This is a genomic window from Salinivibrio kushneri, assembly GCF_027286325.1.
In the GTDB taxonomy this organism is placed as follows: domain Bacteria; phylum Pseudomonadota; class Gammaproteobacteria; order Enterobacterales; family Vibrionaceae; genus Salinivibrio; species Salinivibrio kushneri_A.
In genome coordinates this window covers 170,994-195,970 of the sequence record NZ_CP114588.1, presented here as the reverse complement: position 1 = coordinate 195,970, position 24,977 = coordinate 170,994, and the positions used below count along the sequence as shown (strand labels likewise).

Genomic DNA, 24,977 nt, shown 5'->3' with positions numbered 1-24,977 from the left:
GTAGAGCCGTACCCTTGGGTGCGGCTTTTTTGTTTTTGCGCGCAGATGACGCAGAGGAAAGACTGGCCACAGACTTTTTTATGCAAAGCCGCAGCTAATGCTTGCTGTTGCATTGATAATATTATTACTATTGAAGGTCGCACTGACGCGACCCAACAACGCAAAGGAATTGCCATGAAAGACGAAACCCTCTCGATTCATCACGGCTACCAGACCGACCCCACCACCAAATCGGTGGCAACGCCCATCTATCAAACCGTCGCTTACGAGTTTGACAATGCGCAACATGGTGCTGACCTGTTTAATCTTGATGTGCCGGGCAATATCTACTCACGGATAATGAACCCGACCAACGACGTGTTGGAGCAACGGGTGGCGGCATTAGAAGGCGGTATTGCGGGACTGTGTGTCAGTGCCGGTGCGGCGGCCATCACCTATGCGATTCAAACCCTCGCCAAAGCCGGTGATAACATCGTCGCCACACCACAGCTTTACGGTGGCACCTATACCTTGTTTGCCCACATGCTCCCCGAGCAAGGCATCGAGGTGCGTTTTGCCGCGAGTGACGACGCCAGTGCGATTGAGGCGCTGATTGATGACAACACCAAAGCGGTATATTGCGAGTCGATTGGTAACCCGGCCGGCAATATCGCCGACATTGAAGGCTTAGCCAAGGTTGCCCATGCGCATGGGGTTCCGTTGGTGGTCGACAATACCGTGGCCACACCGGTTTTGTGTAAACCGATTGAGCATGGTGCCGATATCGTGGTGCACTCACTCACCAAGTACATTGGCGGTCATGGCACCACCCTTGGCGGTATGATTGTCGATGGCGGCACCTTTGACTGGGTAGCACATCAAGCCCGATTCCCGCAATTCTCACAACCGGAGCCTGCCTATCACGGCGTGGTTTATAGTGAGACGTTTGGCCCAGCCGCATTTATTGCCCGCGCACGTACGGTGCCGCTACGTAACAGTGGCGCGGCACTCTCGCCGATGAACGCTTTTATGTTGATGCAAGGGTTAGAGACCTTGAGCCTGCGTATGGAGCGCCATTGCGAGAACGCCAAAGCCGTGGCCGATTATCTGGCCAATCACCCGGCTGTCGCGTGGGTCAACTATGCCGGTCAATCCAATCATCCTCATTACCAACGTGCTAAGTCGCTTATCCGCGGTGGACTGCCGGCCTCATTGCTGTCATTCGGCTTAAAAGGCGGCTTTGACGAGGGGGTGACGTTTTATGATGCGCTAAATCTTTTCAAGCGTTTGGTGAATATTGGTGACGCGAAATCGCTGGCATGCCATCCCGCCTCGACCACGCACCGCCAACTGAACGAACAAGAGCAAGCGAAAGCCGGGGTGACCCCAGAGATGATCCGTCTTTGTATCGGCATTGAGCATATTGATGACATCATTGCCGATTTAGAACAAGCGCTGGAGGCATTGAAATAGCCCAAAGAAGGCTAATCGCCCGACGCTAAACAACCGTTGTACAAATAAAACTGTGGATATAAGAGATGTCACTCCCCCATGTAATACTGACAGTGCTGAGCAACTGCGAAGCTACCGGTTACGATATTACCAAGGCCTTTTCCACCACCATCAGTAATGTGTGGAAAGCCAGCCATCAGCAGGTATATCGTGAACTCAATAAGCTCGCAGACCGAGGAGCTGTCACCTACCGGCTTGAACCGCAAGTCGGGAAACCAGATAGAAAGGTATACGCCATCACACCTGTTGGTACCGAAATGCTAGAAGCGTGGTTTATTCAAGCGCCTAAGTTAGCGCCGCCACGAGACGAGTACGTGGCAAGATTACTCAGTTGTGATGTGCTCGACCCAGCTCCCATGCTGGATCATGTGAATAATTTGATTATTGAGTCTCAGCAGCTCCTTAATCACTATACTCAGCTTGAGCAACGTGAGTACGGACAAGTCGGTTTGCTTACCTTGCAACAGCGTTTGATGCGCCTTGCGCTGCGACGCAGCATCCACCAACGCCGCGCCTGGATGGCCTGGGCGCAAGAAGTGCGCGACGAGCTCACTATGCTCGCGGCCAGCGCCTAATCTATACAACAAACACAACACGCAACCCAATACGCCCCGACACACCGGGGCGTATTTTTTAAGGCGCGACCGCGAGCGGGCGAACCCCTAAGGTATGACACAAGGCATAGGTTAGTTCCGCACGGTTGAGGGTATAAAAGTGAAAATCTTTCACGCCTTCACGGCTTAACACTCGCACCATATCGAGCGCAATCGAAGCCCCCACCATCTGGCGCGTCACGGGATCATCTTCCAAACCTTGAAACTGTTTGTGCATCCACTGCGGCACACGCACATTGGTCATCTTGGCAAAACGTGACGCTTGCTTGAAGTTAGACACTGGCAAAATCCCTGGCACAATCTCCACATCAATACCCGCTGCCACACAGCGGTCACGAAAGCGCAGGTAGCTTTCCACATCAAAGAAAAACTGGGTAATCGCCCGACTGGCCCCCGCATCCACTTTGCGTTTGAGGTTAATTAAGTCCGCTTGTGCGCTTTTCGCTTCTGGATGTACCTCAGGGTAAGCGGCGACCGAAATATCAAAGTCATGCTCTTCTTTAAGCAAACGCACCAAGTCCACCGCGTACATATCGGGCTTCTTCTCTGGCGAGGGTAAATCCCCGCGTAGCGCCACAATGTCACGGATGCCATTTTGCCAATAATCGCGGGCAATGTGGCGAAGCTCATCTTCAGTGGCATCGATGCAGGTCAAATGTGGCGCCGCGGCGATACCGGTTTGATCATGAATACTTTTCACGATGTCGTGAGTGCGGTCACGCTCGCCTGAGTTGGCGCCATAGGTCACCGACATGAACTTAGGTTTAAGCGCTTTTAAGCGATGTACTGAGTTCCAAAGGGTTTCTTCCATGCTTGGAGTGCTGGGAGGAAAAAACTCGAATGAGACATTAATATCGCCATCTAAGTCAGCAATATTCTGATTAAGTGCATCAATGTGGCCTGCGTGCGTGTAGCTCATATCCTCTCCCTGACACCGAACGACGCTGTTCAGTATGCCTGTGTCTGCTCTACTTTGATTTATACGTTTAGACGTCCATATGTCTAAAGACTGTCGCGATTCGGCTAAAATGTCAACGATACAAGCCATGAAAAAAACTCATGGTGTTATGAAGATAGACTAAGCAGCCATCAATGCGCACATGACAACGCGGCTAACGATACAAAAAAGCTGCCTACGCAGCGCGCAGACAGCTTGAGCACGGTTATCCATAGGTGGGTTAGTGAAGGCGACTTATCAAGCGATTTAAATCGGATTGAATGGCGCCCGCTGTGACATCGCGTCCCGCACCTGGTCCACGAATCACCAAGGGATTCTCGCGATACCATTGGCTCTCAATCGCAAACACATTGTCACATGGCAACAAGTGAGCGAGTGGGTGCTCGCTGGGTAGGGTTTCTAGGCTCACATGGGCGTTGCCGTTAACCTCCAAGCGCGCGACATAACGTAGCACTGACCGGTTTTTATGCGCTTTGACTAATCGCTCCTGAAGCCGTTCATCCATTTGGTGTGCATTGTCAAGAAACGCATCCAAAGACAGATTAGCCAGTGATTTAGGCACTAAGGATTCAACCTTAACCTGCTCTGGCTCGAGCGCCATGCCCGCTTCGCGTGCCAAAATCACCAATTTACGCACCACGTCGGCACCGGAGAGATCATCACGCGGGTCAGGCTCGGTTAGGCCTTGCTGCCAAGCTTGCTCAAGCAGGACACTAAAGGGAACCTCGCCACTGAATTGCAAAAACAGCCACGACAAGGTCCCAGAAAAGATCCCAGACAACGCCAAAATCGTGTCACCACTTTCACGTAGATCTTGTACCGCGTAGTTAATCGGCAACCCCGCTCCCACGGTCGCATTGTAAAGCCAATGGCGGCCGGTTTTGCTAAATGCTTGCTGAATCGCGTGATACTGCTCGGCGGGTGCGGCGCCCGCCTCTTTGTTGGCAGAGATTAAGTGAAAGCCATGCTCGGCAAGTCGCGGGTATAAATACGCCAATGACGCACTGGCGGTGACATCCAACACAATCACATCATCATACGGGTGGTTAAGTAGACGGGTGAGCCACTCATCATCAAAATAAGGCTCGCAACGCTCATCAAACCCATCCAGCACCCGCGAGGCATCAATGCCGGCAAAATCAAGCCATTGGTTGCGACTGTCCACCACTGAAATCAGTGACACTTCCTTGCCATGACGCTTTTCCAAGTGTGATTTTTGCTCGGCAAAGAGGCTTAGCCAGCGGGTACCAATATTGCCTTTCCCCACCAACACCAAGCCGATACGGCGTTGAGCTTGAAACAAGGCATCATGCAAGCTGGCGACGAGGGCTTGAGTGTGTACTTGGCGAAGGATAGCAACCATGCTGAGCCCAGACGCTGACTCACTGATAAACTCCACCGGTTGGGATTTGAGTTGTTGATAAAAGCCATGGCAATGAACGGGGTTGTTCACCACGCCTGCCCCCACGGCCGCTACCATGGTAAAGCCTTCACGTAGTTTGAGCTCAGCGGAGAGGCCAGCGTCTTGGATTTGCGCCATCACCAGAGCAACCACTTCCGTAGTAAATGCCAACAAAATTCGATATTGATCATCTTGGTAATCGGTTGCTAATGGCTGTACTTTTAGCTGTGACAAAATCCGGCTGAGCTCTTGCTTTATCGCCTGAAAATCCTGGCCTCGGGCCACATCGAACTGCAGCAAACTCACATCATCCAACGCCGTAATGATCTTGGCGCCACGACCGGTCGCTAATACACGCTCAATGCGTGTTGAGCCACTATCCGGCGCATGCGTACAACGTAAGGTCAGGTCGGTGGCACTTTGCGCCACCGGCTGTAAGGTTCGGCTATGCAGTACGGGGGCGGCAAGACGCGCCAGCTCACCCGCCTCATCAAGACGAATTAAAGGCAACAAACACGCATTATCAACATGACGTGGATCCGCGCTATACACCCCGGCAACATCACTCCAAATGGTCACACGGCTCACTCCGGCCAACGCACCCAGCACAGTGGCCGAATAATCAGAACCATTGCGACCAAGCAGTACGGTTTCTCCCGCTTGGTTTTGCGCCATAAAGCCGGTGATCACCACATGAGTGTGGCTGTGTTGCGAAAGCTGATTTTGCAGCAAAGGCCAAGACGCACCGCGATCCACTTCTGGCTGAGCGGCACGCTCGGCGCGCAAACACTGGCGTGAATCTAACATCACCGCTGCGCGCTGATGCTGAGTGAGTAGTTGAGCCAATAGACGCGCCGACCATACCTCACCAAAACCTTGTACATACGCTTTGTCACTTTCACTCAGGCCGTTATCGCCCAGCGAAGCGATGGTGGCGATATCAGCGTAAAGTGCATCCACCAGTTGTTGTTTTGATTCTCCATCCACCAAGTTTTCAATCAAGTCTTGCTGAAAGGCTCGCACAGTTTGCAACGTCTCGTGCGCCACTCGGCCATCCTTGTCTAACTGTGCCAACCACATAATCAGCTGGTTAGTCGTTTTTCCTGCCGCGGATACCACGATTAAGTCTTGCTGGCTCGCATGCGCGGTCAATACATCGACCACACGGCGATAGCAATCAGGGCTCGCGAGGCTACTGCCACCAAACTTGTGCAATTGGCGTGGTGACTCTGGGGACGTTTCCGTCGGTTGCGCATGCATGGCAAAGTCTCTCTTAATGTCTATCAGTCTCGGTAAAGTGACGCGCACTGATGCGCAGCCTCTATGGGGTGTTACCCTCTAAACGGGCAAAGGCGTTCGCCAAATCGGCAACCAAATCTTGCGCATCTTCTAGCCCGATGGAAAAACGTAACAAGGTCGGGGCGATGCCCGCCTCCGCTTGCGCGGCATCACTCATGGCTCTGTGTGTCATCGAGCCAGGATGCGTGACTAAACTTTCTACCCCCCCGAGTGACTCGGCGAGGGCAAATAACGAAAGGCCGTCAATAAATCGCGCCACACCGGCTTGATCGGTATCCAATTCTAGGCTCAGCATGCTACCAAACCCCGCTTGCTGGCGCGCAGCAATTTGGTGACCAGGGTGAGAGGCCAACCCGGGGTAGTAGATTTTCCGCACCGCTGACACCGTTTGTAGGTAGCTAAGTACCGCTTCAGTATTTTGCTGGTGTTGTTTAACCCGAGCGCCCAATGTGCGCAACCCTCTCAGTGTCATATAACTGTCAAACGCGTTGCCCGTCGCCCCTAAGCAGTTACCCCACCAAGCCAAAGTGGCTGCCAATTTATCCGTACGCGCAACCACCACGCCACCAACAATATCGGAGTGACCATTAATAAACTTGGTGGTGGAATGGACCACCATATCCGCGCCCAGTGCAAAAGGTTTTTGCAAGGCTGGCGATAAAAACGTGTTATCCACTACCACCCAAGCCCCTACTTGATGGGCTTTTTGGCATATATCTGCAATATCAACCACACGCAAAAGTGGATTGGACGGGGTTTCCACCAGCACCAGTTTGGGGTGCTTAGCCAGTGCCTGATCCAACGCATCATGGTCCGACTGATCGACAAAACTCACCTGCCAAATACCTTGTTTGGCGCGTGATTCGAGCAAGCGATAGGTGCCACCATAACAATCGTGCGGGGCGACGATGTGATCGCCTGCCTCCAACAGAGATAGCACCAAGTTTATCGCTGACATCCCGCAGTTGGTCACCACTGCCCCCGCGCCCCCTTCTAAGTCAGTCAACGCTTGTTCGAGCTGCGCACGCGTTGGGTTACCACCTCGCGCGTAGTCGTAGGTAGGCACATCACCCAGTGCCGGGAAACGGTAATTGGTCGATAAGTACAGGGGAGGCACCACCGCATGGTGCTGGGTATCAGTGCCAATTCCGGTCCGAACGGCGATAGTGTCGGTTTTTTTCTCTGTCATGATCTGTCCTTGCTAGTCTGGTTTGCGCATGGTGAGCGTGATCCAGGTGTCATACTGCCACCTTACCCTGTGCTTTTTGGGACGTCAACACTTCTAGACGTCTATACTCCTTTGCATGTGGCGGTTAATATAGCTAAAATCTCCGCAGCATCATTCTGGGTATTCCATAATCAAGATAGGTGAGACATGGCGCAGTGGAACGGCGACTACATTAATCCGTATGCCGAACATGGTAAAAAGAAAGAGCAGGTAAAGAAGATCACCGTCTCTATCCCATTAAAAGTACTAAAAATTCTGACTGATGAACGCACTCGTCGTCAGGTGCAAAACCTACGTCACGCGACCAACAGCGAGTTGTTGTGTGAGGCATTTCTTCATGCCTACACCGGTCAACCACTGCCAACCGATGACGATATCCGTAAGGATAAACCCGACAGCATTCCTGCCGAAGCACGTCGGATCATGGAAGAGCTTGGTATCGAATTCGACGATAGCGAATACTAAAAAAACCCGCCAACCGGCGGGTTTTTCATTATTTCCAGCATCGTGCTCTCTGTCACTCGTGTGTGACAACAGGCCTCGCTATAGCATATAGTTTTCTGGCATCTCGATACGGGCAACACCGGTTTCGACGGCCGCCAGCGCCACCGCACGTGCCACTTTCGGCAATAAACGCGCATCCATGGGCTTAGGAATGATGTAATCTGGGCCAAAGCTTAGCGAAGACAAACCGGCGGCGTCTAATACCGTTTGCGGGACAGGCTCTTTGGCTAGGCTGCGGATGGCCTCCACTGCTGCCAACTTCATCGCATCATTGATTTCACTGGCACGCACATCTAGTGCGCCACGGAAAATAAACGGGAAACAGAGCACGTTATTGACCTGATTCGGGTAATCCGAACGCCCGGTTCCCATGATCAGATCATCGCGCACTTGGTGTGCTACGTCCGGATGGATTTCAGGATCCGGGTTCGAGCAAGCAAATACCACGGGCTTGTCTGCCATTAGCTTCAAGGCTTCTGGTGAGAGTAAGTCTGGGCCGGATACGCCAACGAACATGTCCGCGCCCTCAATCACATCTTCGAGGGTACGTTTATCTGTGTTATTGGCAAACAACTGCTTGTATTTGTTGATATCGTCACGGCGCGTATGGATCACGCCTTTACGATCCAACATATAGATTTTTTCACGTTGTGCGCCACATTTTATTAATAGCTCCATACAGGCAACCGCGGCCGCGCCTGCGCCCATGCACACCACCGTCGCCTCGCGGATATCTTTGCCTTGTAGCTCGAGCGCGTTAAGCATGCCAGCAGCGGTTACGATGGCAGTACCGTGTTGATCATCGTGGAATACAGGCACTTCGCAACGTGCAATCAATTGTTTTTCAATCTCAAAACAATCCGGTGCTTTGATGTCTTCGAGATTGATACCGCCAAAGGTGTCAGCAATATTGGCTACGGTATCAACGAACTCATCGATAGTGCGATGTTTCACTTCAATATCAATCGAGTCCAAACCTGCGAAACGCTTGAACAATAACGCTTTGCCTTCCATAACGGGCTTAGAAGCCATGGGGCCTAAATTTCCTAGCCCCAAAATCGCGGTGCCGTTTGAGATCACCGCCACCATATTACCTTTACCGGTATAGCGGTAAACCGCATCCGCGTCTTGTGCTATCTCACGCACTGGCTCAGCAACGCCTGGGCTATACGCCAACGCGAGATCCGCGGCCGAGTCAGCAGGCTTGCTCAATTCAACAGAGATTTTTCCGGGAGTAGGGTATGCATGATAATCCAGCGCTTGCTGGCGTTTATCGTCCGACATCTAGTGTTCCTAATTATTATCGTGAAGGGGTAACTAATATCGCCAGGGAAGCGTGAACGATATTAGCCAGACACTCTACAAACCACACAGGGAAGGTTTGTATCATTAAAAAGATGGTAACGCAGGGAGCAAACGTCCACCAGTACTAACACCGTATTCGCGATGATGCTCGGACCTGTTGCCCAAATACGAGGACGATACGATCAAAAAAAGGGACGCTGATGCGTCCCTTCTCTATATTCGGTCAATAGCAGCTTATTTTTTGCTGCTAAGGGCACCAAAACGCTTCTTAAAGCGGTCAACACGGCCACCGGTATCAAGGATACGCTGCTTACCAGTGTAGAATGGGTGACACTTGTCACACACGTCTAGGTAAATGTCTTTGCCTAGCGTTGTGCTGAACGCGAATTCGTTACCGCAAGAGCATTTTGCTGTGACGGCTTTGTACTCTGGATGGATACCAGCTTTCATAGGGATAACCTCATCTTAAAGGCCGTGTCGCTCTCCCGATCCTAAGCCGGGCACCACACGTCGTTAACAAACATTTTCTAAGGCGCGCAATTCTAATCAAGCGCCCTCTTTTTCGCAACTTTTTTGTGCAATCAGCGTGTCTCTTCCGGTGCAACAAGGCTTTGCCAACGTGTGGCTAACCGTTACACTGACATTCCTTCTGGCCAATAAGATGTTGTGATGGAACAGTTTGCTCAGGTGGCTTTGCCTGTCCCTTTGCCGAAAACCTTTGATTACCGTATTGCTGACGATCAGCATCCGATCATCGGAGGGCGCGTCAAGGTGCCGTTTGGACGCCAGCATAAAGTCGGCATCGTTACTGGCTTGTCACCAACGGCCAGTGTGGAAGCCAGCCAACTCAAAGCGATTGATACCGTACTGGATACGCAACCGGTTTGGACCCCCGCCGTATACAACCTCCTGCAATGGGCTAGCCGTTTTTACCATCATCCACTCGGAGATGCGATGGGGGCGGTGATGCCAACTTCGCTGCGTAAGGGACGCCCTGCGACATTGCAGCAACAAAAGTGGTGGCAAATCACCGAGTCAGGACAAAACCAACCTCTCTCAGGCCTGAGCCGCGCGCCCAAACAAGCCCGAGTGTTGCAGCTTCTCACTCACGGTCCTGCCCCCCAAGCCGACTTAATCGAACAAGACATCGGCGCGCCGGTGCTAAAAACGGTGGCAGAAAAAGGCTGGATCGCGCCCTACTCACCCCCTTCTCAGGCAAATGCTTGGGTTAAAAGCGTTGCGGTGACCGAAGAAAAGCCGACATTAAATCATGAACAAGCCATGGCGGTCGCCACTATCAATGCCAGCGATGGGTTTGCCTGCGCATTATTAGAGGGGATCACTGGCTCAGGCAAAACCGAGGTGTACCTCAATGTGCTTGAACCGGTGCTCGCACGTGGCCAACAGGCGTTAATATTGGTGCCAGAAATTGGCCTGACACCACAAACCATTCGCCGTTTTGAGCGCCGCTTTGCCGTTCCTGTGACCGTGATGCATTCGGGGCTCAGCGATACCGACCGTCTCAACGCCTGGTTGGCCGCACGAGAGAATCAAGCCGCGATAGTGATCGGCACCCGATCGGCGCTTTTTACCCCCATGGCAAAGCTTGGCATCATCATTATTGATGAGGAGCACGACCCTTCCTATAAGCAGCAAGATAGCTTTCGCTATCACGCCCGCGATCTGGCTGTCATGCGAGGACATGAAGAGCAAGTCCCTGTGATCTTAGGCTCAGCCACGCCGTCGCTAGAGAGCCTACACAACGCAAAGACCGGTAAATACCAGTACCTTAAGCTCACGCAACGTCCCGGTAATGCTGTGACCGCGCGTCAGGGGATACTCGATATCAAAGGCCATCACCTCGAAGCTGGCTTATCCGCGCCGCTCATTGCCGAAATGCGCCAGCACCTTCAGCAAGGCAATCAGGTGATGTTGTTCTTAAATCGCCGCGGCTATGCGCCCGCGATGATGTGCCACGAGTGTGGCTGGTTAGCAAACTGCCAACGCTGTGATGCCTACTATACCCTTCATCAACAACACCAGGAGTTGCGTTGTCATCACTGTGGCCACCAAAAACGTGTTCCCCCCCAATGTGGCGACTGTGGCTCTACCCAACTTATTAGCGTCGGTGTCGGCACCGAGCAACTCGAATCCCAACTTGGCGAGTTGTTTCCCGAATACAATGCCGTTCGCATTGATCGTGATAACACCCGACGAAAAGGGAGCCTCGAAGGTTACTTGGCAGACATTGAAAACGGTGAGTATCAAATTCTATTAGGTACACAAATGCTCGCCAAAGGCCATCACTTTCCTAACGTGACCTTGGTAGCGCTCGTGGATGTGGACGGGGCATTATTCAGTAATGATTTTCGTGCGCCTGAACGTTTAGCCCAATTGATGGTGCAAGTCGCCGGGCGAGCTGGCCGCGCCAGCAAACCAGGTACGGTGTTATTACAGACCCACCACCCTGAGCATAACCTGATCCAATCTTTGGTGCATAAAGGCTATCAAGCCTTTGCAGAGTCTGCGTTAAGTGAACGGCGTCAGGCGTGGCTCCCCCCTTATACGTTTCTTAGCCTCTTTCGCGCCGACGGCCATGAAGAAAACAGCGTCCAGCAGTTTTTACAGCAAGTGCGTCAAACACTGGCTGCCTCACCGATTCAACAGGATGAATGCCATATTATGGGGCCCATGCCAGCCGCGATGGCCAAACGCGCGGGTCGCTATCGGTGGCAACTCCTCATTCAGGCGCCCAGCCGAAAAATCATGCAGCAATGGCTCCAGGTGGCGCTCCCAGCCATCCAACAACTCCCCCTGTCGCGTAAAGTGAGGTGGTCATTAGATGTCGAGCCGCAAGACCTTTCTTAACATTCCCTTGCAGTAAAGCGACAGCAATCACACTTTCATTGCAATAACTGTTAGCTTGTCCGTGTTTAAATCGGACAAGGCTAGGTAGAATAAGGCCGCAATTGGCTAAGAGAACAGGTCAGACAAGCTAATAACTGTCTGATCTCACAATACAGATAACAAGAGGACTGTCATTATGGCGACAATGAAGGACGTTGCCCACATTGCCGGTGTATCCACAGCAACCGTATCTCGCGCGCTGATGAACCCTGAAAAGGTCTCGGCCTCAACCCGTAAAAAGGTTGAACAAGCGGTCGTAGAAGCTGGCTACTCCCCTAACTCACTCGCACGTAACCTACGCCGCAACGAGTCCAAAACTATCGTCGCTATTGTCCCGGACATCTGCGATCCTTACTTCAGTGAGATCATTCGCGGGATCGAAGAAGCGGCGATGGAGCACGGTTACTTGGTTTTGCTCGGGGATAGTGCCCAACAGCATCATCGCGAAAACTCATTCGTGAACTTGGTATTTACCAAACAGGCAGATGGCATGCTCCTGCTGGGCTCAGATGTGCCCTTTGATGTCAGTAAGCCCGAGCAGAAAAACCTTCCTCCGTTGGTAATGGCGTGTGAGTATGCCCCGGATCTTGAGCTACCCACGGTGCATATCGACAACCTGACTGCCGCTTTTGAGGCGGTCAATTACCTCACCCAAGTCGGCCACACCCGTATCGCCAATATTACTGGGGTACCAGAAACGGCGCTCACCCAGTTCCGTTCACAAGGTTACCAGCAAGCGTTGCAACGCGCAGGCATTACCGTCAATCCTGCTTACAGCGTGGTAGGCGATTTCAGTTTTGCCTCTGGCGCGCGGGCGATGACCAACCTACTCTCATTGCCCGAGCCACCGACCGCCGTATTCTGTCATTGCGATGTGATGGCCGTGGGCGCGATGCAGCAGGCAAAACGCTTAGGCATGCGCGTGCCACAAGATATTTCCATCGTTGGATTTGATGACATCCAATTTGCGGAATATTGCGATCCTCCCCTGACCACTGTCTCACAGCCTCGCTATGACATTGGTCGTCAGGCGATGTTGATGCTGCTTAACACCTTGCAGGGACGAGAAGTGAACGCTGGGTCACGGCTTTTAGATGCCAAGTTAGTGATCCGTGAGAGCGTGGCCCCACCGTCTCGGTAGTAAGACTAGTCAGCACGGGTCTAAGCCAGTAACATGAGCGCTTTACTGGCTTTGAATTTGATTATTTGCTGTGGCAACTCGTGATTATGTCAAACGTGGTAAAGCACCGCGTAAAAAAAATACCCGCCGCCAACCGCCCAAAGCGCGTGCTCGATTCCCATTAAAGTGGGCGTTGCTTGCGGTCTGCTTGGTTGGTGCGTTTGGTTATGGCCTATACCTATTAAGCAATACCGACGCGCCCGCGCCTAAACCGGCAACAAACGCACAGCCTCAACCTCAGCCTTCCACGCAGAGCGATAAGGCACATCTGCCTAAAAAGCCTGAAGAAAAATGGAGTTACATCGAAGAGCTAGAGAGTAAAGAGGTGGAAGTGAAGGCCAAAGCATTGCCGCAATCCACGCGTCCTTACCTGATGCAATGCGGCGCGTACCGCAGTCAAGAGCAGGCGAATGAGCGTAAAGCGATCATTGCCTTTCAAGGGCTAGAAAGCCAAATCAAGATAAGCCAAGGGGAAAAAGGCACTTGGTACCGCGTGGTATTGGGTCCTTACCCACGTAAGCGTCAAGCAGAACGCGACCGTAATATGCTCCGGCGCGCCGGGGTTGAACCTTGCGCAATTTGGTACTGGGAATAACGCCGCCGCGTCTTATCGGCTGGGCCAAGTCTATTCTTTGCCCAGCCTTAATTGAAATCCTTCCCTCTCCCCTTGAAAAGTAAGCGGTAAAACCCAACCTCTTACATTAATCACCCATCTGGTGTACCAGACACAAAGAAAGAGGTTCCCGTGACTACAATCGTTTCCGTTCGTCGCGAAGGTAAAGTGGTTATTGCTGGCGATGGCCAAGTGTCGCTTGGCAATACTGTGATGAAAGGCAATGCCCGAAAAGTCCGTCGTTTGTATAACGGCCAAGTTCTCGCCGGATTTGCGGGTGGCACTGCTGACGCCTTCACCTTATTTGAGCGCTTCGAGCGCAAGCTTGAACTGCACCAAGGGCACCTAACCAAAGCAGCGGTTGAGCTTGCTAAAGAATGGCGAACTGATCGCGCACTGCGTCGATTAGAGGCCCTACTGGCGGTCGCCGATGAAACCGCCTCATTGATCATTACCGGTAACGGCGATGTGGTTGAACCAGAGCGCGACTTGATCGCCATTGGCTCTGGCGGCAACTATGCCCAAGCCGCCGCCGTTGCTATGCTTGAAAACACGGCGTTAGATGCCCGCGAGATCGCCGAGAAAGCGCTAACCATCGCCGGTGATATATGTGTGTTTACTAACCAGCAGCACACCGTTGAAGAACTCGAGAGTAAGAAACAGGATTAGTGATGTCTGAAATGACTCCACGCGAAATCGTGCATGAGCTTGACCGTCACATTATCGGCCAAGACAATGCCAAACGTGCGGTGGCGATCGCACTGCGAAACCGCTGGCGCCGAATGCAGCTTGCCGAAGAGCTGCGTGCGGAAGTCACCCCGAAAAACATCTTGATGATTGGTCCAACCGGTGTGGGTAAAACCGAGATCGCTCGCCGCTTGGCACGGCTCGCTAACGCGCCTTTTATCAAGGTGGAAGCCACTAAGTTCACCGAAGTGGGTTATGTGGGGAAAGAAGTAGAAACCATTATCCGCGATCTCGCGGATGTGGCGATGAACATGACCCAGCAGCAAGCGATGGAAAAAGTAAAATTCCGCGCAGAAGAACAAGCAGAAGATCGTATCCTCGATATCTTGCTGCCACCAGCACGCGACGCATGGGGCCAAAACGAGGCCAACCAAGAGGACTCTTCAACGCGGCAAAGCTTCCGGAAAAAATTACGCGAAGGTCAGCTTGATGATAAAGAAGTGGAAGTCGATGTCGCCGCCCCACAAATGGGCGTGGAAATCATGTCACCACCAGGCATGGAAGAGATGACCAACCAGCTGCAAAGCATGTTCCAAAACCTCGGTGGAAACAGCACCAAAAAGCGTAAGATGAAAATCAAAGACGCCATGAAAGCGCTGACCGAGGAAGAAGCCGCCAAGCTGGTTAACCAAGAAGAAATCAAAGAACAAGCCATCCACATGGTGGAGAACAACGGCATCGTGTTCGTGGATGAAATCGATAAGATCTGTAAATCAGGCAACACCAGCGGTGGCGATGTGTCTCGCGAAGGGGTGCAACGCGATCTCTTGCCACTCGTGGAAGGGAGCACGGTGTCAACCAAGCACGGCATGATCAAAACCGATCATATCCTGTTTATCGCCTCGGGGGCGTTCCAAGTATCACGTCCGTCTGATCTTATCCCGGAGTTGCAAGGTCGCTTGCCAATCCGTGTTGAGCTTGAGGCGCTATCCACCCATGACTTTAAGCGGATCCTCACCGAGCCAAATGCCTCGCTTACTCAGCAATATACCGCACTGCTAAAAACCGAAGACATTGATCTGACGTTTGAGGAAAGTGGTATTGATGAGCTGGCCTCTGCCGCATGGCGTGTGAACGAGAAAACCGAAAACATCGGTGCTCGTCGTCTGCATACCTTGATGGAACGCTTGATGGAAGAGGTTTCATACGACGCCAGCGAGCGCGCCGGCCAAAGTGTCACCGTCGATGCTGATTATGTGCGCCGCCACCTCGAAGAGTTGGTTGACGACGAAGACTTGAGTCGCTTCATCCTTTAAACGCGTCTCAGATCGCAATGTTAGGGCAGCAAACGCTGCCCTTTTTTGCATTAAAATTTGAGCTAGCGCAATAGCAAGTCGGATTTCAGCCGACAATGGGTTACTCCTCCCCCCGCTTGCGCAATAATAGTGGCATCGTTTTTTCGTCTTGAGGATCGCTATGCGGCCTTCTACTCTTGCGATATGGCTGGATGCGGCGCGACCTAAAACCTTGCCGCTGGCCGTTACCTCGATTTTATCCGGCAGTGCTGTCGCTGCCTCACAAGGGATCCTGTCATGGTCAATCAGCCTGATGGCGCTGGTTACAGCCTTATTGCTGCAGATCCTTTCTAACCTCGCGAACGACTATGGTGATGCCATAAAAGGCACGGATAACGCGACGCGTATCGGCCCCATGCGCGCGATCCAATCCGGCAACGTCAGCCTAACCACAATGCGCCGCGCGCTCATGCTCAATATTGGTTTGACCCTATTCAGTGGTGGCTCACTGATTGCGATAGCCTGCCAACAACCGACCGACATTATCAGTTTCTTGCTGCTTGGTGTGATGGCGATTGTTGCAGCCATCACCTACACCGTGGGCAATAAACCATATGGCTATCGCGGGCTGGGCGATTTATCGGTACTGATGTTTTTTGGCTGGCTCGGGGTAGCCGGCACCTATTATTTGCAGGTCGGTCATATTGATTCTTTAGTCATACTTCCTGCCACCGCTTGCGGCTTACTGGCGGTGGGCGTGCTGAACATCAACAATCTGCGAGATATTGATAACGATCGTGCTTGTGGTAAACAAACCTTAGCGGTGCGTTTAGGGCCGGAACGCGGACGCCAATATCATGTGATTTTGCTGGCTGGCGCTATCGTTTGTTATTCTTTGTTTGCCGCCCTAACCTTGCAAGCCTGGTTGGGCTGGTTGTTCCTCGCCGGTGTACCATTACTGGTGCGCCATGGTCGTGATGTCTATCAAGCCACCAATGCCAGCGCCCTGCGCCCCATGATGGGAACCATGGTACGTTGTGCACTGCTCACCAATGGCCTGTTTATGACCGGTATGCTGTTGGTCTAATTAAGCCACAGATTGGCCGCTTTAACATTGCAAACCCTTATGGGCTCGTTATACTTGGACTTGCCATGTTGGCAACGCTAGCTTGCCAGCCTTTTTCTGCCTCAACAAGAAGTTAGACTATGGAATATAATACCTCGGAACTATGCGACATGTATCCCGAACACGTGGATGTCGTGGAGCCAATGTTTAGCTCTTATGGGGGCCGCAGCTCGTTTGGTGGCCAAATTACCACAGTAAAATGCTTTGAGGACAATGGGTTAATTCGTGAAATGGCCGAGCAAGACGGCGAGCAGCGAATTATGCTGATTGACGGCGGCGGTTCGCTACGTCGCGCCCTTATTGACGGCGAGATTGCGCAGCTTGCCGCTGATAACGACTGGGCTGGCATGATTGTTTACGGTTGTGTCCGTGATGTCGATACCATCGATGAGATTGATATCGGCATTCAAGCGTTGGCCTCAATACCTGTCGGAGCGGATGAGCAAGGCACGGGCGAAACCGATGTACCGGTCAACTTTGGCGGCGTTACCTTCTTGCCTGATGACCATGTCTATGCCGACACTACCGGCGTGATCCTCTCACCGGATGCGCTAACCATGGCAGACGAATACATCGACGATGCGGAAGACGACGACTGATTCGTCGCCTGATACCGAATAGCAAAACAGAGCCAATTGGCTCTGTTTTTGTTTATTCAACGTTCTCAATCTTACCTAACAAGCTCCGGATACGATCTTGCCACGCTTGCTGCTCTTCGCGAAGCTTGGCATTTTCCTGCTCGAGCTGTTCACGGCGCTCTTTCTCCGCGCCTGCATCTTGCTCCAGTGATCCGTTTTTTTCTTTCAGTTCTTCGATTTCCATTTGTAGCAGCGAAATGGTATCCACCGCCATTTGTACTTTAGCTTCGAGTTGTTCTAATACTTCCAATGACATCAAGGCCACCTTATTTCTGACGATTGATCCCGTTACTGCCTCATGCGCAGCAACCCGTGCAACGGAACGTGCACCCCGGCTTTATTGTACTCAGGTGATACCAGACTGCCACTGTTCTCGCTACCTGCCCGTGTACAACTGCGCAAAAATGCAGCGTCTTTTGTCATCACCGTTTCAGATTAGGCAAAAACACCCTACCTGGTCCGACGCAAACGTTTTCTCTTTCTGGTAGACTTGCGCGCAAATTGGGCTAAGGCCTGTCTGAATGTGGCTGACATTTCCGGAGTACTGATGAAACGTGATCTCGCATTGGCATTCTCGCGCGTGACCGAAGGCGCAGCATTAGCTGGGTATAAATGGCTGGGGCGAGGAGACAAAAACGCAGCAGATGGTGCGGCTGTTGAAGTGATGCGTACCCTGCTTAACCTCACCGACATCGACGGTGAAATTGTGATAGGGGAAGGCGAAATCGATGATGCGCCGATGCTCTACATTGGTGAAAAGGTCGGTTTAGGCGCTGATGCCGTCGATATCGCTGTAGACCCCATTGAAGGCACCCGGATGACGGCCATGGGACAAGCCAACGCATTGGCAGTCCTCGCCGCTGGTGAGAAAGGGAGTTTTTTAAAAGCCCCTGACATGTACATGGAAAAGCTGGTGGTCGGTCCCGGCGCCAAAGGGGCGATCGATCTTAACAAGCCTTTGCTCGACAACCTCGAAAACGTTGCGGCAGCGTTGGGTAAATCACTCGACACCTTGGTTGTAGCCACCTTGGCCAAACCACGCCATGACGAAATCATTGCTGCCATGCAGGCGCAAGGAATACGTGTCTTTGCCTTCCCCGATGGGGATGTGGCGGCATCTATTCTCACCTGTATGCCCGAAAGTGAAGTCGATGTCATGGTCGGCATTGGTGGCGCGCCAGAAGGCGTCGTCTCTGCTGCCGTTATCCGTGCACTGGGCGGCGATATGCAAGGCCGACTACTGCCTCGCCATCAGGTTAAAGGAGACACCCCAGACAATCGCTTACTCGGTGAACAAGAGATCGCACGTTGTGCGCAAATGGGCATTGCCGCTAATCAAGTGCTGTCGTTATCGGCGATGGCCAGTAGCGATAATGTGGTGTTTGCCGCCACCGGGATCACCAAAGGCGACTTGCTCGACGGCATTACCCGGCAAGGTGACTTGGCGACGACTGAAACCTTGGTCGTGCGCGGTCAATGCCGCACCATTCGCCGGATCCGCTCTACGCACTACTTAAGCCGCAAAGACGCAGCGATCACGCCGCACATCCTATAACGTCAGGGGCCGTGAATACGGCCCCTGACTAGTCAAGTCCATCGATTTCGATTACCCTTTTATAAATACTTTACTTTATTTATTTACGACGACGCGATTGGGGTAATCGAGATCGAACCATGAAGTCCACTGACCGCATTCTACATACCATCAAACGCGAAGGAAGCGTAAGTGCGAAAGCCCTAGCAGAGCAGCTCAGCATGACGACCATGGGAGTGCGTCAGCATTTGCAAAGCTTAGAGCATGATGGCTTGGTCGACTTTGAAGATATTCGCGCCAAAGTAGGTAGGCCGTCACGCCATTGGTCTCTGACTGCCCGCGGCCATCGCCGGTTTGCCGACAGCCATAATGACTTATCGGTTGTGCTTATTGACTCGGTGCAAGACGTGTTTGGCGAACAAGGGGTGGCAAAAGTGATCGCGCAACGCGAAGCGGCTACCTTTGCGCAATATCAAGACGCGCTCAAAGATTGCGATAATTTAGAGGCTAAATTGCAAACCTTGACGTATCTTAGAGAGAGCGAGGGATATATGGCCGAGCTTCACCGAGACGGCGTTGACTATATACTGATTGAACATCACTGCCCTATCTGTCACGCAGCGAAATCCTGTCCGGCGTTATGCCGATCGGAGATCCAGTTATTCCGTCACCTACTCGGTGAGGCGTATCGCGTTGAGCGCGAAGAGCATATCGTCTCAGGACAGCGCCGCTGCACATACCGTATTGGAGAAAAGACGTGAGGAGGTAATATGGCCACTTGGATCAAGGCTGAGGTAGTGGAGAACCAACATTGGACAAAGGATCTCTTCAGCCTGGTGTTATCCGCCCCTGTCGAGCCGTTTAAGGCAGGCCAATTCACAAAACTCGGCATGGAGATCGATGGCAAGTTGATCCAGCGTGCCTACTCGTTCGTGAATCCTCCACACAGTAAATACTTAGAAGTTTATGCTACTCGCGTTGCAGACGGTTTAATGTCGCCCCGCCTCCACGCACTGGAGCCGGGAGAAAATGTGATGATCACTCAAGACCCGGCTGGCTATTTCACCCTTGATGAGGTACCGCAAGGCCAACACCTTTGGATGTTTGCTACTGGGACGGCAATTGGCCCTTATATTTCTTTGATGGAGCAAGGGGACGTATGGTCGCGTTTTCGGAAAATCATACTGGTGCATGCCGTGCGTTTTGCGGCGGATTTAACCTACCAAGCGCGCATTAACGCGCTGCAAGAACAATACCCCGATCAATTGGTGGTTCAGCCCTTTGTCAGTCGTGAGCCGACCGCTGGTGCGCTCTCTGGACGCGTGACTCACGCACTCGAAGACGGGCTGCTTGAACGGGTAGTGGGTCTTCCCCTTACCCCTGAACAAAGCCAAGTGATGCTGTGTGGCAACCCAGCCATGGTCAAAGAAGTGAAAACACTACTGGAAGGCAAAGGGCTAAGCAAAAACCTACGCCGTAAGCCTGGCAACGTCACCACCGAGCATTACTGGTAAGCCATTCCCCCTGCTTTGCTGACACGCATACGGTAAAGCAGGGATTTTTTATCGACAAGAATTAACTGCAAAAACCAATTCGGATTCAGTCGATTGCCCTCGCCCCCGTCTGCATCTCCATTCAGGCCGTCAATATAGCCAGACACGCCTAATTTGATCCCCACCAGCCCTCGGCTCATAGTTAAATTAACGCTTTGGTAACACGATTCAGATGATCGGCTGCGTGTAAGGAGTAAGCGATGAAAACCCTCCCCTCTTTCGATGAGTTAGCGGCACTGGCTGAGTCTGACCCTCGTGCACTAGAAGAGCTGAGACTTAGAATGAGTGAAGATGTCATCGCCAATGCATCTTACGCCACTCAACCTCAGCTACATGCGATGTTAAGCCATATCAACCGAATGATTGACCATGGCAAGAACCCATTACACGTCAACGTGATGTTATTTCAGGCTCTCACCCGCCAATACTCGCGTTTTGCCACCGCCTTCACGGCACCCGAAGAGCTGCGCAGTCATCAAGCGGACATTATGGACTTTCGCGTCGGCCAAGCCGCCAGAAAAGCGACCGCCAATGCGCCCGAGCGTCCAAGTTAGGTTTACATTGCTTGCTTGTCACCCACCCACTTACGGTAGCTGTTGGTGTCCATATCACGGACTTCTACCGTTAAACTGCTCACGTGACCGGCGTGCTCGCGTAGCGGTGCGGTGAGTGCGTCACTAATCGCTGCTTTTTGCGTGTCACTGCGTCCGGCAAGCAAACGAAACTCTACGTGGACAAATTCACTGCGGTCTGACTGGGCACCAACCCGCCACACACCACAAGGAACAGCGCGCGACTTTAAGGCCTCAGGGTCAAAGCAGCCGGTAGCAATCGCGGCACGGTGCAAGTCATCCACCAATTGATCGATATTGACGCGCTCGGCCAGTGCGTCTGTGTATTCCATCACCAGATGGGGCATAAAACGTCCCTCCATAAAAAACGCCAACTCGCATAGTGCCGAAAGTCTTGCCTTACCACGAGCGCGACCGTCACACTTTTGTCGATGCCAGCCTGTCATTCTGATGAAAATTTACTACCTTAAGGTTCCCTTTTCGTCCTAAAACGGGTAAAAACGAAAGCATTCTCGCCATTCTATGATTTTAAACAGAGAAGGCCGCGCTACAATAGACTACCTTCTTTACATCTTTTGACTTCAAATCAACTAAACCGCGGAGGAATTCCTATGCGCCGTCCATTGGTAATGGGTAACTGGAAACTCAATGGCAGCAAAGCCATGGTCACTGAACTGCTTAACGGCCTAAACGCTGAACTTAAAGGTGTTGAAGGCGTAGACGTTGCCGTCGCGCCACCAGTCATGTATTTGGCCCAAGCCGAGCAACTGCTGGCTGATAGCGCCATCAAACTCGGTGCGCAAAACGTCGACACACACAACAGCGGCGCATTCACCGGTGATATCTCTGCAGAGATGCTGAAAGACTTTGGTGCGACCCATATCATTATCGGCCACTCAGAGCGTCGTGAATATCATCAAGAGTCTGACGAGTTTGTCGCGCAGAAGTTTGCTTTCTTAAAAGAAAACGGCCTAACGCCTGTGCTTTGTATCGGTGAGTCTGAAGCACAAAACGAAGCCGGCGAAACCCTCGCGGTATGCGCACGTCAGCTTGACGCTGTGATCCAATCACAAGGGGTTGAAGCCTTGAACGATGCCGTGATCGCCTACGAGCCAATCTGGGCTATCGGCACCGGTAAAGCGGCTACCGCACAGCAAGCACAAGATATCCATGCTGCGATTCGCAAGCACATTGCATCTTACAGTGAAGACGTGGCGAGCAAAGTGGTTATTCAATACGGCGGCTCGGTAAAAGCTGGCAACGCGGCGGAGCTGTTTGCAATGCCAGACATCGACGGTGCCTTGGTTGGCGGTGCCGCGCTTGACGCAGCGGGCTTTGCGGCCATCGCGAAAGCAGCGGCTGACGCGAAAAAAGCGTAAGCGACTGACACTAAACGCCTAAAAAAACGTCCCCTGACTGGGGACGTTTTTTATTGTGCGCCGGCAAACCCTAATTGACGCCAAACTTCATAGCCAATGATAGCCACAGCATTGGATAGGTTAAGACTACGAGCGTCCGCCTGCATGGGGATCCGCAATCGCTGATCTTCTGATAGCGACTGGATCAGCGTATTGGGTAATCCCCGCGTTTCCGGACCAAACAGCAATACATCGCCGGTTTGGAATGAGGCTTGGGTGTGAAACTGGGTTGCTTTGGTGGTACACGCAAAAATACGACGCCCCGCCATCGCTTTTGCAAAGGCTGCGTAATCTTTATGCCGTGTTACGCGCGCAAGGTCGTGATAATCCAATCCCGCGCGACGGACTTTCTTCTCGTCAAGATCAAACCCTAGCGGCTCAATCAGATGTAAGTGCGCGCCGCAATTGGCACACAGGCGAATAATATTGCCCGTATTCGGTGCAATTTCAGGCTCATAGAGCGCGATATCAAACATAGCAGTGACCCGCAAAATCCAGCAAAGGCGGTATTGTCGCAACCGCTTGTGGATTGCGCAATATTAACCACATGGCCAATATAAACACACCGCCAGCCCACCTTGAGGGCGATTGGCCGCGTTAACCCGCCCACCGTGCTGTTGAATCGCTTGTGCGGTAATCGCCAGTCCAAGCCCTGAGCCTCCACTTTGGCGATCACGCGCGGCCGATACTCGGTAAAACGGGCGGAAAATGTCTTTTAACATCGTCTCTGGTACCCCAGGTCCATCATCTTCGACCACAATGCACAACTGTGCCTCCTCTCGTTCCACCGTGATGTTAATCTGTTGGTCTGCATAGTGAATGGCGTTGCGTAATACATTGTCTAGGGCACTACGTGCTAGGCGCACATTGGCGGTCAGCATGGCATCGGGGATCCCATTGCTGGTGACTTGCTTACCTTGTTGACTGGCTTCAAACTGGGCATCTTCTATCACTGTTTGCCACAAGGTCTCGGCACTGATCCTTTCTCGTTCGAGATGGCCTTGGGATTGTAAGCGTGACAAGGTCAGTAACTCGCTGATCAGCGCCTCGAGTTGGCTTGCTTCGCGTTCAATTCTCGCTAACGCCTCGCTATCGCCCAGCTCACGCGCAGCGAGAGCCCGCGCCATTTGCAAACGCGTGAGCGGCGAGCGTAATTCATGAGAAATATCTGATACCAGTTGTTGTTGTCCCGTCACCATCTGATTAAGCGCAGTGACCATTTGGTTAAAACCTCGCCCTGCATCACGAAACTCCCTCGGACCTTGCTCAAGCTGAGGATCGGTCACTAATTCACCGTGCGCCACCCGTCGGCTGGCCGCCTGAAAACGCCTGGCCGGGCGCGTTAAAGTATACGCTAGCCACAACAGCAAAGGGGTGCTCACCAGCATGGTTACTACCAACAAATGTTCCGGTTTTTCCAGTATTTTGAGGACAAAGGGTAGCCGAGGCTGCCAACGTCTAGCGTGATAAAAGCGCCCTGCGCCTTCAGGCGTCACAACCGGAAACGGCCCAGCGAGCATGGTTCCTCGATAAAGACGCTGCATGGGGGTAGCGGAGTCTGAGGTGCGTGACATAAAGTGACGTAACTCTCGAGGCAACATATCGAGCGTCGCGCTGTCAGGCACCCAGTAGAGTTTGAATGGTGCGCGGCGATGGCCGTGATGTTGGTTTTGCCGCGCCGCCAACACAGACAAAGGGAGGCCTCGGCGCTGCGACACAGAAACCATTTGTTCAATCTGAGCCGCAATACGCGCTTTTTCCGCGGATGGGATCGCATGCAGGCTACGCGGGTCACCACGTTGGGCCCACATCACTGCCGCGAGCACCACCAGTAAGGTGAGCCAAAAAATGATAAAAACCCGACCATAGAGGCTGCCAAGAAACGGTATTTGCCCCCAACGCTCACCGAGACGATGCCGCAGCGCTGTTAATCGACCCATAAGTAACCTTTCCCGCGCAATGTTTTTATCCTTGGCTTACCATCAAGGCGCTCTGGCAACTTCTTGCGTAAGTTGGAGATATGCACATCTACCGCTCTATCAAACGGCATTAAGCGCTTGCCCAGTACTTGTTCGCTGAGCAAGGCTTTACTCACCACTTCTCCAGGGTGCTGCAGTAAGCACACCAACATTTCCGTTTCCATTCCAGTCAGATCCACTGGTGAGTCTTGGCACAGGGTTTCCAGCCGGCGCGGGTAAACACGCACATCATGATGGGCCAGTACCGGCTCATCATCTGCGCATGCCTCAGTCACAGTGACGGCCTGCGTGCGGCGCAAAATAGCACGCATCCTTGCCAGTAGCTCTCTATCGCTAAACGGTTTTGCTAAGTAATCATCCGCACCCAACTCTAGCCCCATCACGCGATCCACTTCCTCACCTCGTGCAGTGAGCATCAAAATCGCCACGTTGGAGGTGGCGCGTAGCTGGCGCAAGGTTTCCATCCCGTTGAGCACTGGCATCATCACATCCAGCAAAATGATATCGGGCGGTGACGCACTGGCCATCTCCAAACCCACTTGGCCGTTATCCGCGCAGCGCACCGAAAATCCTTCCAAGGACAGCAGTTCGCTCAGAAGACCTGTTAACGCTGTGTCATCATCGATGATTAAAACTTGATACATGCTTTTACACTCATTCCCAACGTGGCGTGT

The 24,977-nt window shown here is 52.5% G+C and carries 26 protein-coding genes; 15 read left to right on the top strand and 11 right to left on the bottom strand.

Translation table 11 applies throughout. The features are described from left to right. The first annotated feature begins 174 nt into the window (after positions 1 to 174). Both N8M53_RS00965 and N8M53_RS00960 read left to right on the top strand, forming a co-directional pair. Positions 175 to 1,452 (top strand): O-acetylhomoserine aminocarboxypropyltransferase/cysteine synthase family protein, encoded by a 1,278-nt coding sequence (locus N8M53_RS00965; RefSeq protein WP_269579177.1) that lies wholly within the window; start codon positions 175 to 177, stop codon positions 1,450 to 1,452. A gap of 65 nt (positions 1,453 to 1,517) precedes the next feature. After that, complete coding sequence (locus tag N8M53_RS00960) at positions 1,518 to 2,066, top strand: PadR family transcriptional regulator (protein ID WP_269579176.1); 549 nt, start codon at positions 1,518 to 1,520, stop codon at positions 2,064 to 2,066. A 58-nt stretch (positions 2,067 to 2,124) separates the two neighbouring features. Here N8M53_RS00960 and metF read toward each other — a convergent pair whose 3' ends face one another. From metF to metB, 3 genes are all read right to left on the bottom strand, one after another. Continuing rightward, on the bottom strand, positions 2,125 to 3,024 hold the full coding sequence (gene metF / locus N8M53_RS00955; RefSeq protein WP_269579175.1) for a methylenetetrahydrofolate reductase: 900 nt from the start codon (positions 3,022 to 3,024) through the stop codon (positions 2,125 to 2,127). A gap of 259 nt (positions 3,025 to 3,283) precedes the next feature. Beyond that, positions 3,284 to 5,725: a bifunctional aspartate kinase/homoserine dehydrogenase II gene (locus tag N8M53_RS00950; protein WP_269579174.1), complete on the bottom strand. Its 2,442-nt coding sequence runs from the start codon at positions 5,723 to 5,725 to the stop codon at positions 3,284 to 3,286. Between the two features lie 61 nt (positions 5,726 to 5,786). Next, the gene (metB, locus tag N8M53_RS00945) at positions 5,787 to 6,953 is read right to left on the bottom strand and encodes a cystathionine gamma-synthase (RefSeq protein WP_269579173.1); all 1,167 of its coding nucleotides are present in this window, start codon (positions 6,951 to 6,953) and stop codon (positions 5,787 to 5,789) included. 186 nt (positions 6,954 to 7,139) lie between these two features. Between metB and metJ the strand changes: the two genes are divergently transcribed. Next, positions 7,140 to 7,457, top strand: a complete 318-nt coding sequence (gene metJ / locus N8M53_RS00940) for a met regulon transcriptional regulator MetJ (RefSeq protein ID WP_046074738.1) — start codon at positions 7,140 to 7,142, stop codon at positions 7,455 to 7,457. A gap of 78 nt (positions 7,458 to 7,535) precedes the next feature. Here the strand turns inward: metJ and N8M53_RS00935 are convergent, their stop codons facing one another. Both N8M53_RS00935 and rpmE read right to left on the bottom strand, forming a co-directional pair. Further along, positions 7,536 to 8,780 (bottom strand): malic enzyme-like NAD(P)-binding protein, encoded by a 1,245-nt coding sequence (locus tag N8M53_RS00935; RefSeq protein ID WP_269579172.1) that lies wholly within the window; start codon positions 8,778 to 8,780, stop codon positions 7,536 to 7,538. 255 nt (positions 8,781 to 9,035) lie between these two features. Continuing rightward, positions 9,036 to 9,251 carry a 50S ribosomal protein L31 gene (gene rpmE / locus N8M53_RS00930; protein ID WP_046074736.1) on the bottom strand — a complete coding sequence of 72 codons (216 nt, stop codon included), beginning with the start codon at positions 9,249 to 9,251 and terminating at the stop codon, positions 9,036 to 9,038. A 216-nt stretch (positions 9,252 to 9,467) separates the two neighbouring features. Between rpmE and priA the strand changes: the two genes are divergently transcribed. From priA to rraA, 7 genes are all read left to right on the top strand, one after another. Further along, complete coding sequence (gene priA / locus N8M53_RS00925; protein WP_269579171.1) at positions 9,468 to 11,669, top strand: primosomal protein N'; 2,202 nt, start codon at positions 9,468 to 9,470, stop codon at positions 11,667 to 11,669. Between the two features lie 175 nt (positions 11,670 to 11,844). Continuing rightward, positions 11,845 to 12,849, top strand: a complete 1,005-nt coding sequence (gene cytR, locus N8M53_RS00920; protein ID WP_269579170.1) for a DNA-binding transcriptional regulator CytR — start codon at positions 11,845 to 11,847, stop codon at positions 12,847 to 12,849. Between the two features lie 70 nt (positions 12,850 to 12,919). After that, positions 12,920 to 13,483 (top strand): SPOR domain-containing protein, encoded by a 564-nt coding sequence (locus N8M53_RS00915; RefSeq protein WP_269579169.1) that lies wholly within the window; start codon positions 12,920 to 12,922, stop codon positions 13,481 to 13,483. 150 nt (positions 13,484 to 13,633) lie between these two features. Further along, positions 13,634 to 14,170, top strand: a complete 537-nt coding sequence (gene hslV / locus N8M53_RS00910) for an ATP-dependent protease subunit HslV (RefSeq protein ID WP_069361883.1) — start codon at positions 13,634 to 13,636, stop codon at positions 14,168 to 14,170. A 2-nt stretch (positions 14,171 to 14,172) separates the two neighbouring features. Next, complete coding sequence (gene hslU / locus N8M53_RS00905; protein ID WP_269579168.1) at positions 14,173 to 15,504, top strand: HslU--HslV peptidase ATPase subunit; 1,332 nt, start codon at positions 14,173 to 14,175, stop codon at positions 15,502 to 15,504. Between the two features lie 160 nt (positions 15,505 to 15,664). After that, positions 15,665 to 16,570 carry a 1,4-dihydroxy-2-naphthoate polyprenyltransferase gene (locus N8M53_RS00900; RefSeq protein WP_269579167.1) on the top strand — a complete coding sequence of 302 codons (906 nt, stop codon included), beginning with the start codon at positions 15,665 to 15,667 and terminating at the stop codon, positions 16,568 to 16,570. Between the two features lie 119 nt (positions 16,571 to 16,689). Next, complete coding sequence (gene rraA / locus N8M53_RS00895; RefSeq protein ID WP_269579166.1) at positions 16,690 to 17,208, top strand: ribonuclease E activity regulator RraA; 519 nt, start codon at positions 16,690 to 16,692, stop codon at positions 17,206 to 17,208. Positions 17,209 to 17,260: 52 nt separating this feature from the next. Here rraA and zapB read toward each other — a convergent pair whose 3' ends face one another. Continuing rightward, a complete protein-coding gene (gene zapB, locus N8M53_RS00890) occupies positions 17,261 to 17,503 on the bottom strand; it encodes a cell division protein ZapB (protein ID WP_077771924.1) in 243 nt (80 codons plus the stop codon). A gap of 291 nt (positions 17,504 to 17,794) precedes the next feature. Here zapB and glpX point away from each other — a divergent pair, with 291 nt between their 5' ends. The 3 genes from glpX to N8M53_RS00875 all read left to right on the top strand — a co-directional run bounded on the left by glpX (position 17,795) and on the right by N8M53_RS00875 (position 20,295). Then, on the top strand, positions 17,795 to 18,802 hold the full coding sequence (gene glpX, locus N8M53_RS00885) for a class II fructose-bisphosphatase (protein ID WP_269579165.1): 1,008 nt from the start codon (positions 17,795 to 17,797) through the stop codon (positions 18,800 to 18,802). 119 nt (positions 18,803 to 18,921) lie between these two features. Then, complete coding sequence (locus N8M53_RS00880; RefSeq protein WP_269579164.1) at positions 18,922 to 19,542, top strand: helix-turn-helix transcriptional regulator; 621 nt, start codon at positions 18,922 to 18,924, stop codon at positions 19,540 to 19,542. Positions 19,543 to 19,551: 9 nt separating this feature from the next. Continuing rightward, the gene (locus N8M53_RS00875) at positions 19,552 to 20,295 is read left to right on the top strand and encodes a ferredoxin--NADP reductase (RefSeq protein ID WP_269579163.1); all 744 of its coding nucleotides are present in this window, start codon (positions 19,552 to 19,554) and stop codon (positions 20,293 to 20,295) included. Here N8M53_RS00875 and N8M53_RS00870 read toward each other — a convergent pair. After that, positions 20,286 to 20,474: a hypothetical protein gene (locus N8M53_RS00870; RefSeq protein ID WP_269579162.1), complete on the bottom strand. Its 189-nt coding sequence runs from the start codon at positions 20,472 to 20,474 to the stop codon at positions 20,286 to 20,288. The genes N8M53_RS00875 and N8M53_RS00870 overlap by 10 nt on opposite strands. A gap of 60 nt (positions 20,475 to 20,534) precedes the next feature. Here N8M53_RS00870 and N8M53_RS00865 point away from each other — a divergent pair, with 60 nt between their 5' ends. Further along, positions 20,535 to 20,888, top strand: coding sequence for a DUF3135 domain-containing protein (locus tag N8M53_RS00865; protein WP_269579161.1), 354 nt, complete (start codon positions 20,535 to 20,537; stop codon positions 20,886 to 20,888). A 2-nt stretch (positions 20,889 to 20,890) separates the two neighbouring features. Here N8M53_RS00865 and N8M53_RS00860 read toward each other — a convergent pair whose 3' ends face one another. Continuing rightward, positions 20,891 to 21,253, bottom strand: a complete 363-nt coding sequence (locus tag N8M53_RS00860; protein ID WP_269579160.1) for a 5-carboxymethyl-2-hydroxymuconate Delta-isomerase — start codon at positions 21,251 to 21,253, stop codon at positions 20,891 to 20,893. 264 nt (positions 21,254 to 21,517) lie between these two features. Here N8M53_RS00860 and tpiA point away from each other — a divergent pair, with 264 nt between their 5' ends. After that, positions 21,518 to 22,285, top strand: coding sequence for a triose-phosphate isomerase (gene tpiA, locus N8M53_RS00855; protein ID WP_077638708.1), 768 nt, complete (start codon positions 21,518 to 21,520; stop codon positions 22,283 to 22,285). Positions 22,286 to 22,335: 50 nt separating this feature from the next. Here the strand turns inward: tpiA and trmL are convergent, their stop codons facing one another. The 3 genes from trmL to N8M53_RS00840 all read right to left on the bottom strand — a co-directional run bounded on the left by trmL (position 22,336) and on the right by N8M53_RS00840 (position 24,947). Continuing rightward, complete coding sequence (gene trmL, locus N8M53_RS00850; protein WP_269579159.1) at positions 22,336 to 22,800, bottom strand: tRNA (uridine(34)/cytosine(34)/5-carboxymethylaminomethyluridine(34)-2'-O)-methyltransferase TrmL; 465 nt, start codon at positions 22,798 to 22,800, stop codon at positions 22,336 to 22,338. 63 nt (positions 22,801 to 22,863) lie between these two features. Then, entirely contained in the window at positions 22,864 to 24,264 is a 1,401-nt protein-coding gene (cpxA, locus tag N8M53_RS00845; RefSeq protein WP_269579158.1) for an envelope stress sensor histidine kinase CpxA, read from the bottom strand. Continuing rightward, positions 24,252 to 24,947 carry a response regulator gene (locus N8M53_RS00840; protein ID WP_269579157.1) on the bottom strand — a complete coding sequence of 232 codons (696 nt, stop codon included), beginning with the start codon at positions 24,945 to 24,947 and terminating at the stop codon, positions 24,252 to 24,254. The genes cpxA and N8M53_RS00840 overlap by 13 nt, the downstream gene beginning before the upstream one ends. Positions 24,948 to 24,977: the final 30 nt, after the last annotated feature.

Coding starts and splice junctions, on each gene's coding strand:
- N8M53_RS00965 (WP_269579177.1), top strand. CDS start 175: ATGAAAGACGAAACCCTCTCGATTCATCACGGCTACCAGACCGACCCC.
- N8M53_RS00960 (WP_269579176.1), top strand. CDS start 1,518: ATGTCACTCCCCCATGTAATACTGACAGTGCTGAGCAACTGCGAAGCT.
- metF (WP_269579175.1), bottom strand. CDS start 3,024: ATGAGCTACACGCACGCAGGCCACATTGATGCACTTAATCAGAATATT.
- N8M53_RS00950 (WP_269579174.1), bottom strand. CDS start 5,725: ATGCATGCGCAACCGACGGAAACGTCCCCAGAGTCACCACGCCAATTG.
- metB (WP_269579173.1), bottom strand. CDS start 6,953: ATGACAGAGAAAAAAACCGACACTATCGCCGTTCGGACCGGAATTGGC.
- metJ (WP_046074738.1), top strand. CDS start 7,140: ATGGCGCAGTGGAACGGCGACTACATTAATCCGTATGCCGAACATGGT.
- N8M53_RS00935 (WP_269579172.1), bottom strand. CDS start 8,780: ATGTCGGACGATAAACGCCAGCAAGCGCTGGATTATCATGCATACCCT.
- rpmE (WP_046074736.1), bottom strand. CDS start 9,251: ATGAAAGCTGGTATCCATCCAGAGTACAAAGCCGTCACAGCAAAATGC.
- cytR (WP_269579170.1), top strand. CDS start 11,845: ATGGCGACAATGAAGGACGTTGCCCACATTGCCGGTGTATCCACAGCA.
- hslU (WP_269579168.1), top strand. CDS start 14,173: ATGTCTGAAATGACTCCACGCGAAATCGTGCATGAGCTTGACCGTCAC.
- N8M53_RS00900 (WP_269579167.1), top strand. CDS start 15,665: ATGCGGCCTTCTACTCTTGCGATATGGCTGGATGCGGCGCGACCTAAA.
- rraA (WP_269579166.1), top strand. CDS start 16,690: ATGGAATATAATACCTCGGAACTATGCGACATGTATCCCGAACACGTG.
- zapB (WP_077771924.1), bottom strand. CDS start 17,503: ATGTCATTGGAAGTATTAGAACAACTCGAAGCTAAAGTACAAATGGCG.
- glpX (WP_269579165.1), top strand. CDS start 17,795: ATGAAACGTGATCTCGCATTGGCATTCTCGCGCGTGACCGAAGGCGCA.
- N8M53_RS00880 (WP_269579164.1), top strand. CDS start 18,922: ATGAAGTCCACTGACCGCATTCTACATACCATCAAACGCGAAGGAAGC.
- N8M53_RS00875 (WP_269579163.1), top strand. CDS start 19,552: ATGGCCACTTGGATCAAGGCTGAGGTAGTGGAGAACCAACATTGGACA.
- N8M53_RS00870 (WP_269579162.1), bottom strand. CDS start 20,474: ATGAGCCGAGGGCTGGTGGGGATCAAATTAGGCGTGTCTGGCTATATT.
- N8M53_RS00865 (WP_269579161.1), top strand. CDS start 20,535: ATGAAAACCCTCCCCTCTTTCGATGAGTTAGCGGCACTGGCTGAGTCT.
- N8M53_RS00860 (WP_269579160.1), bottom strand. CDS start 21,253: ATGCCCCATCTGGTGATGGAATACACAGACGCACTGGCCGAGCGCGTC.
- tpiA (WP_077638708.1), top strand. CDS start 21,518: ATGCGCCGTCCATTGGTAATGGGTAACTGGAAACTCAATGGCAGCAAA.
- trmL (WP_269579159.1), bottom strand. CDS start 22,800: ATGTTTGATATCGCGCTCTATGAGCCTGAAATTGCACCGAATACGGGC.
- cpxA (WP_269579158.1), bottom strand. CDS start 24,264: ATGGGTCGATTAACAGCGCTGCGGCATCGTCTCGGTGAGCGTTGGGGG.
- N8M53_RS00840 (WP_269579157.1), bottom strand. CDS start 24,947: ATGTATCAAGTTTTAATCATCGATGATGACACAGCGTTAACAGGTCTT.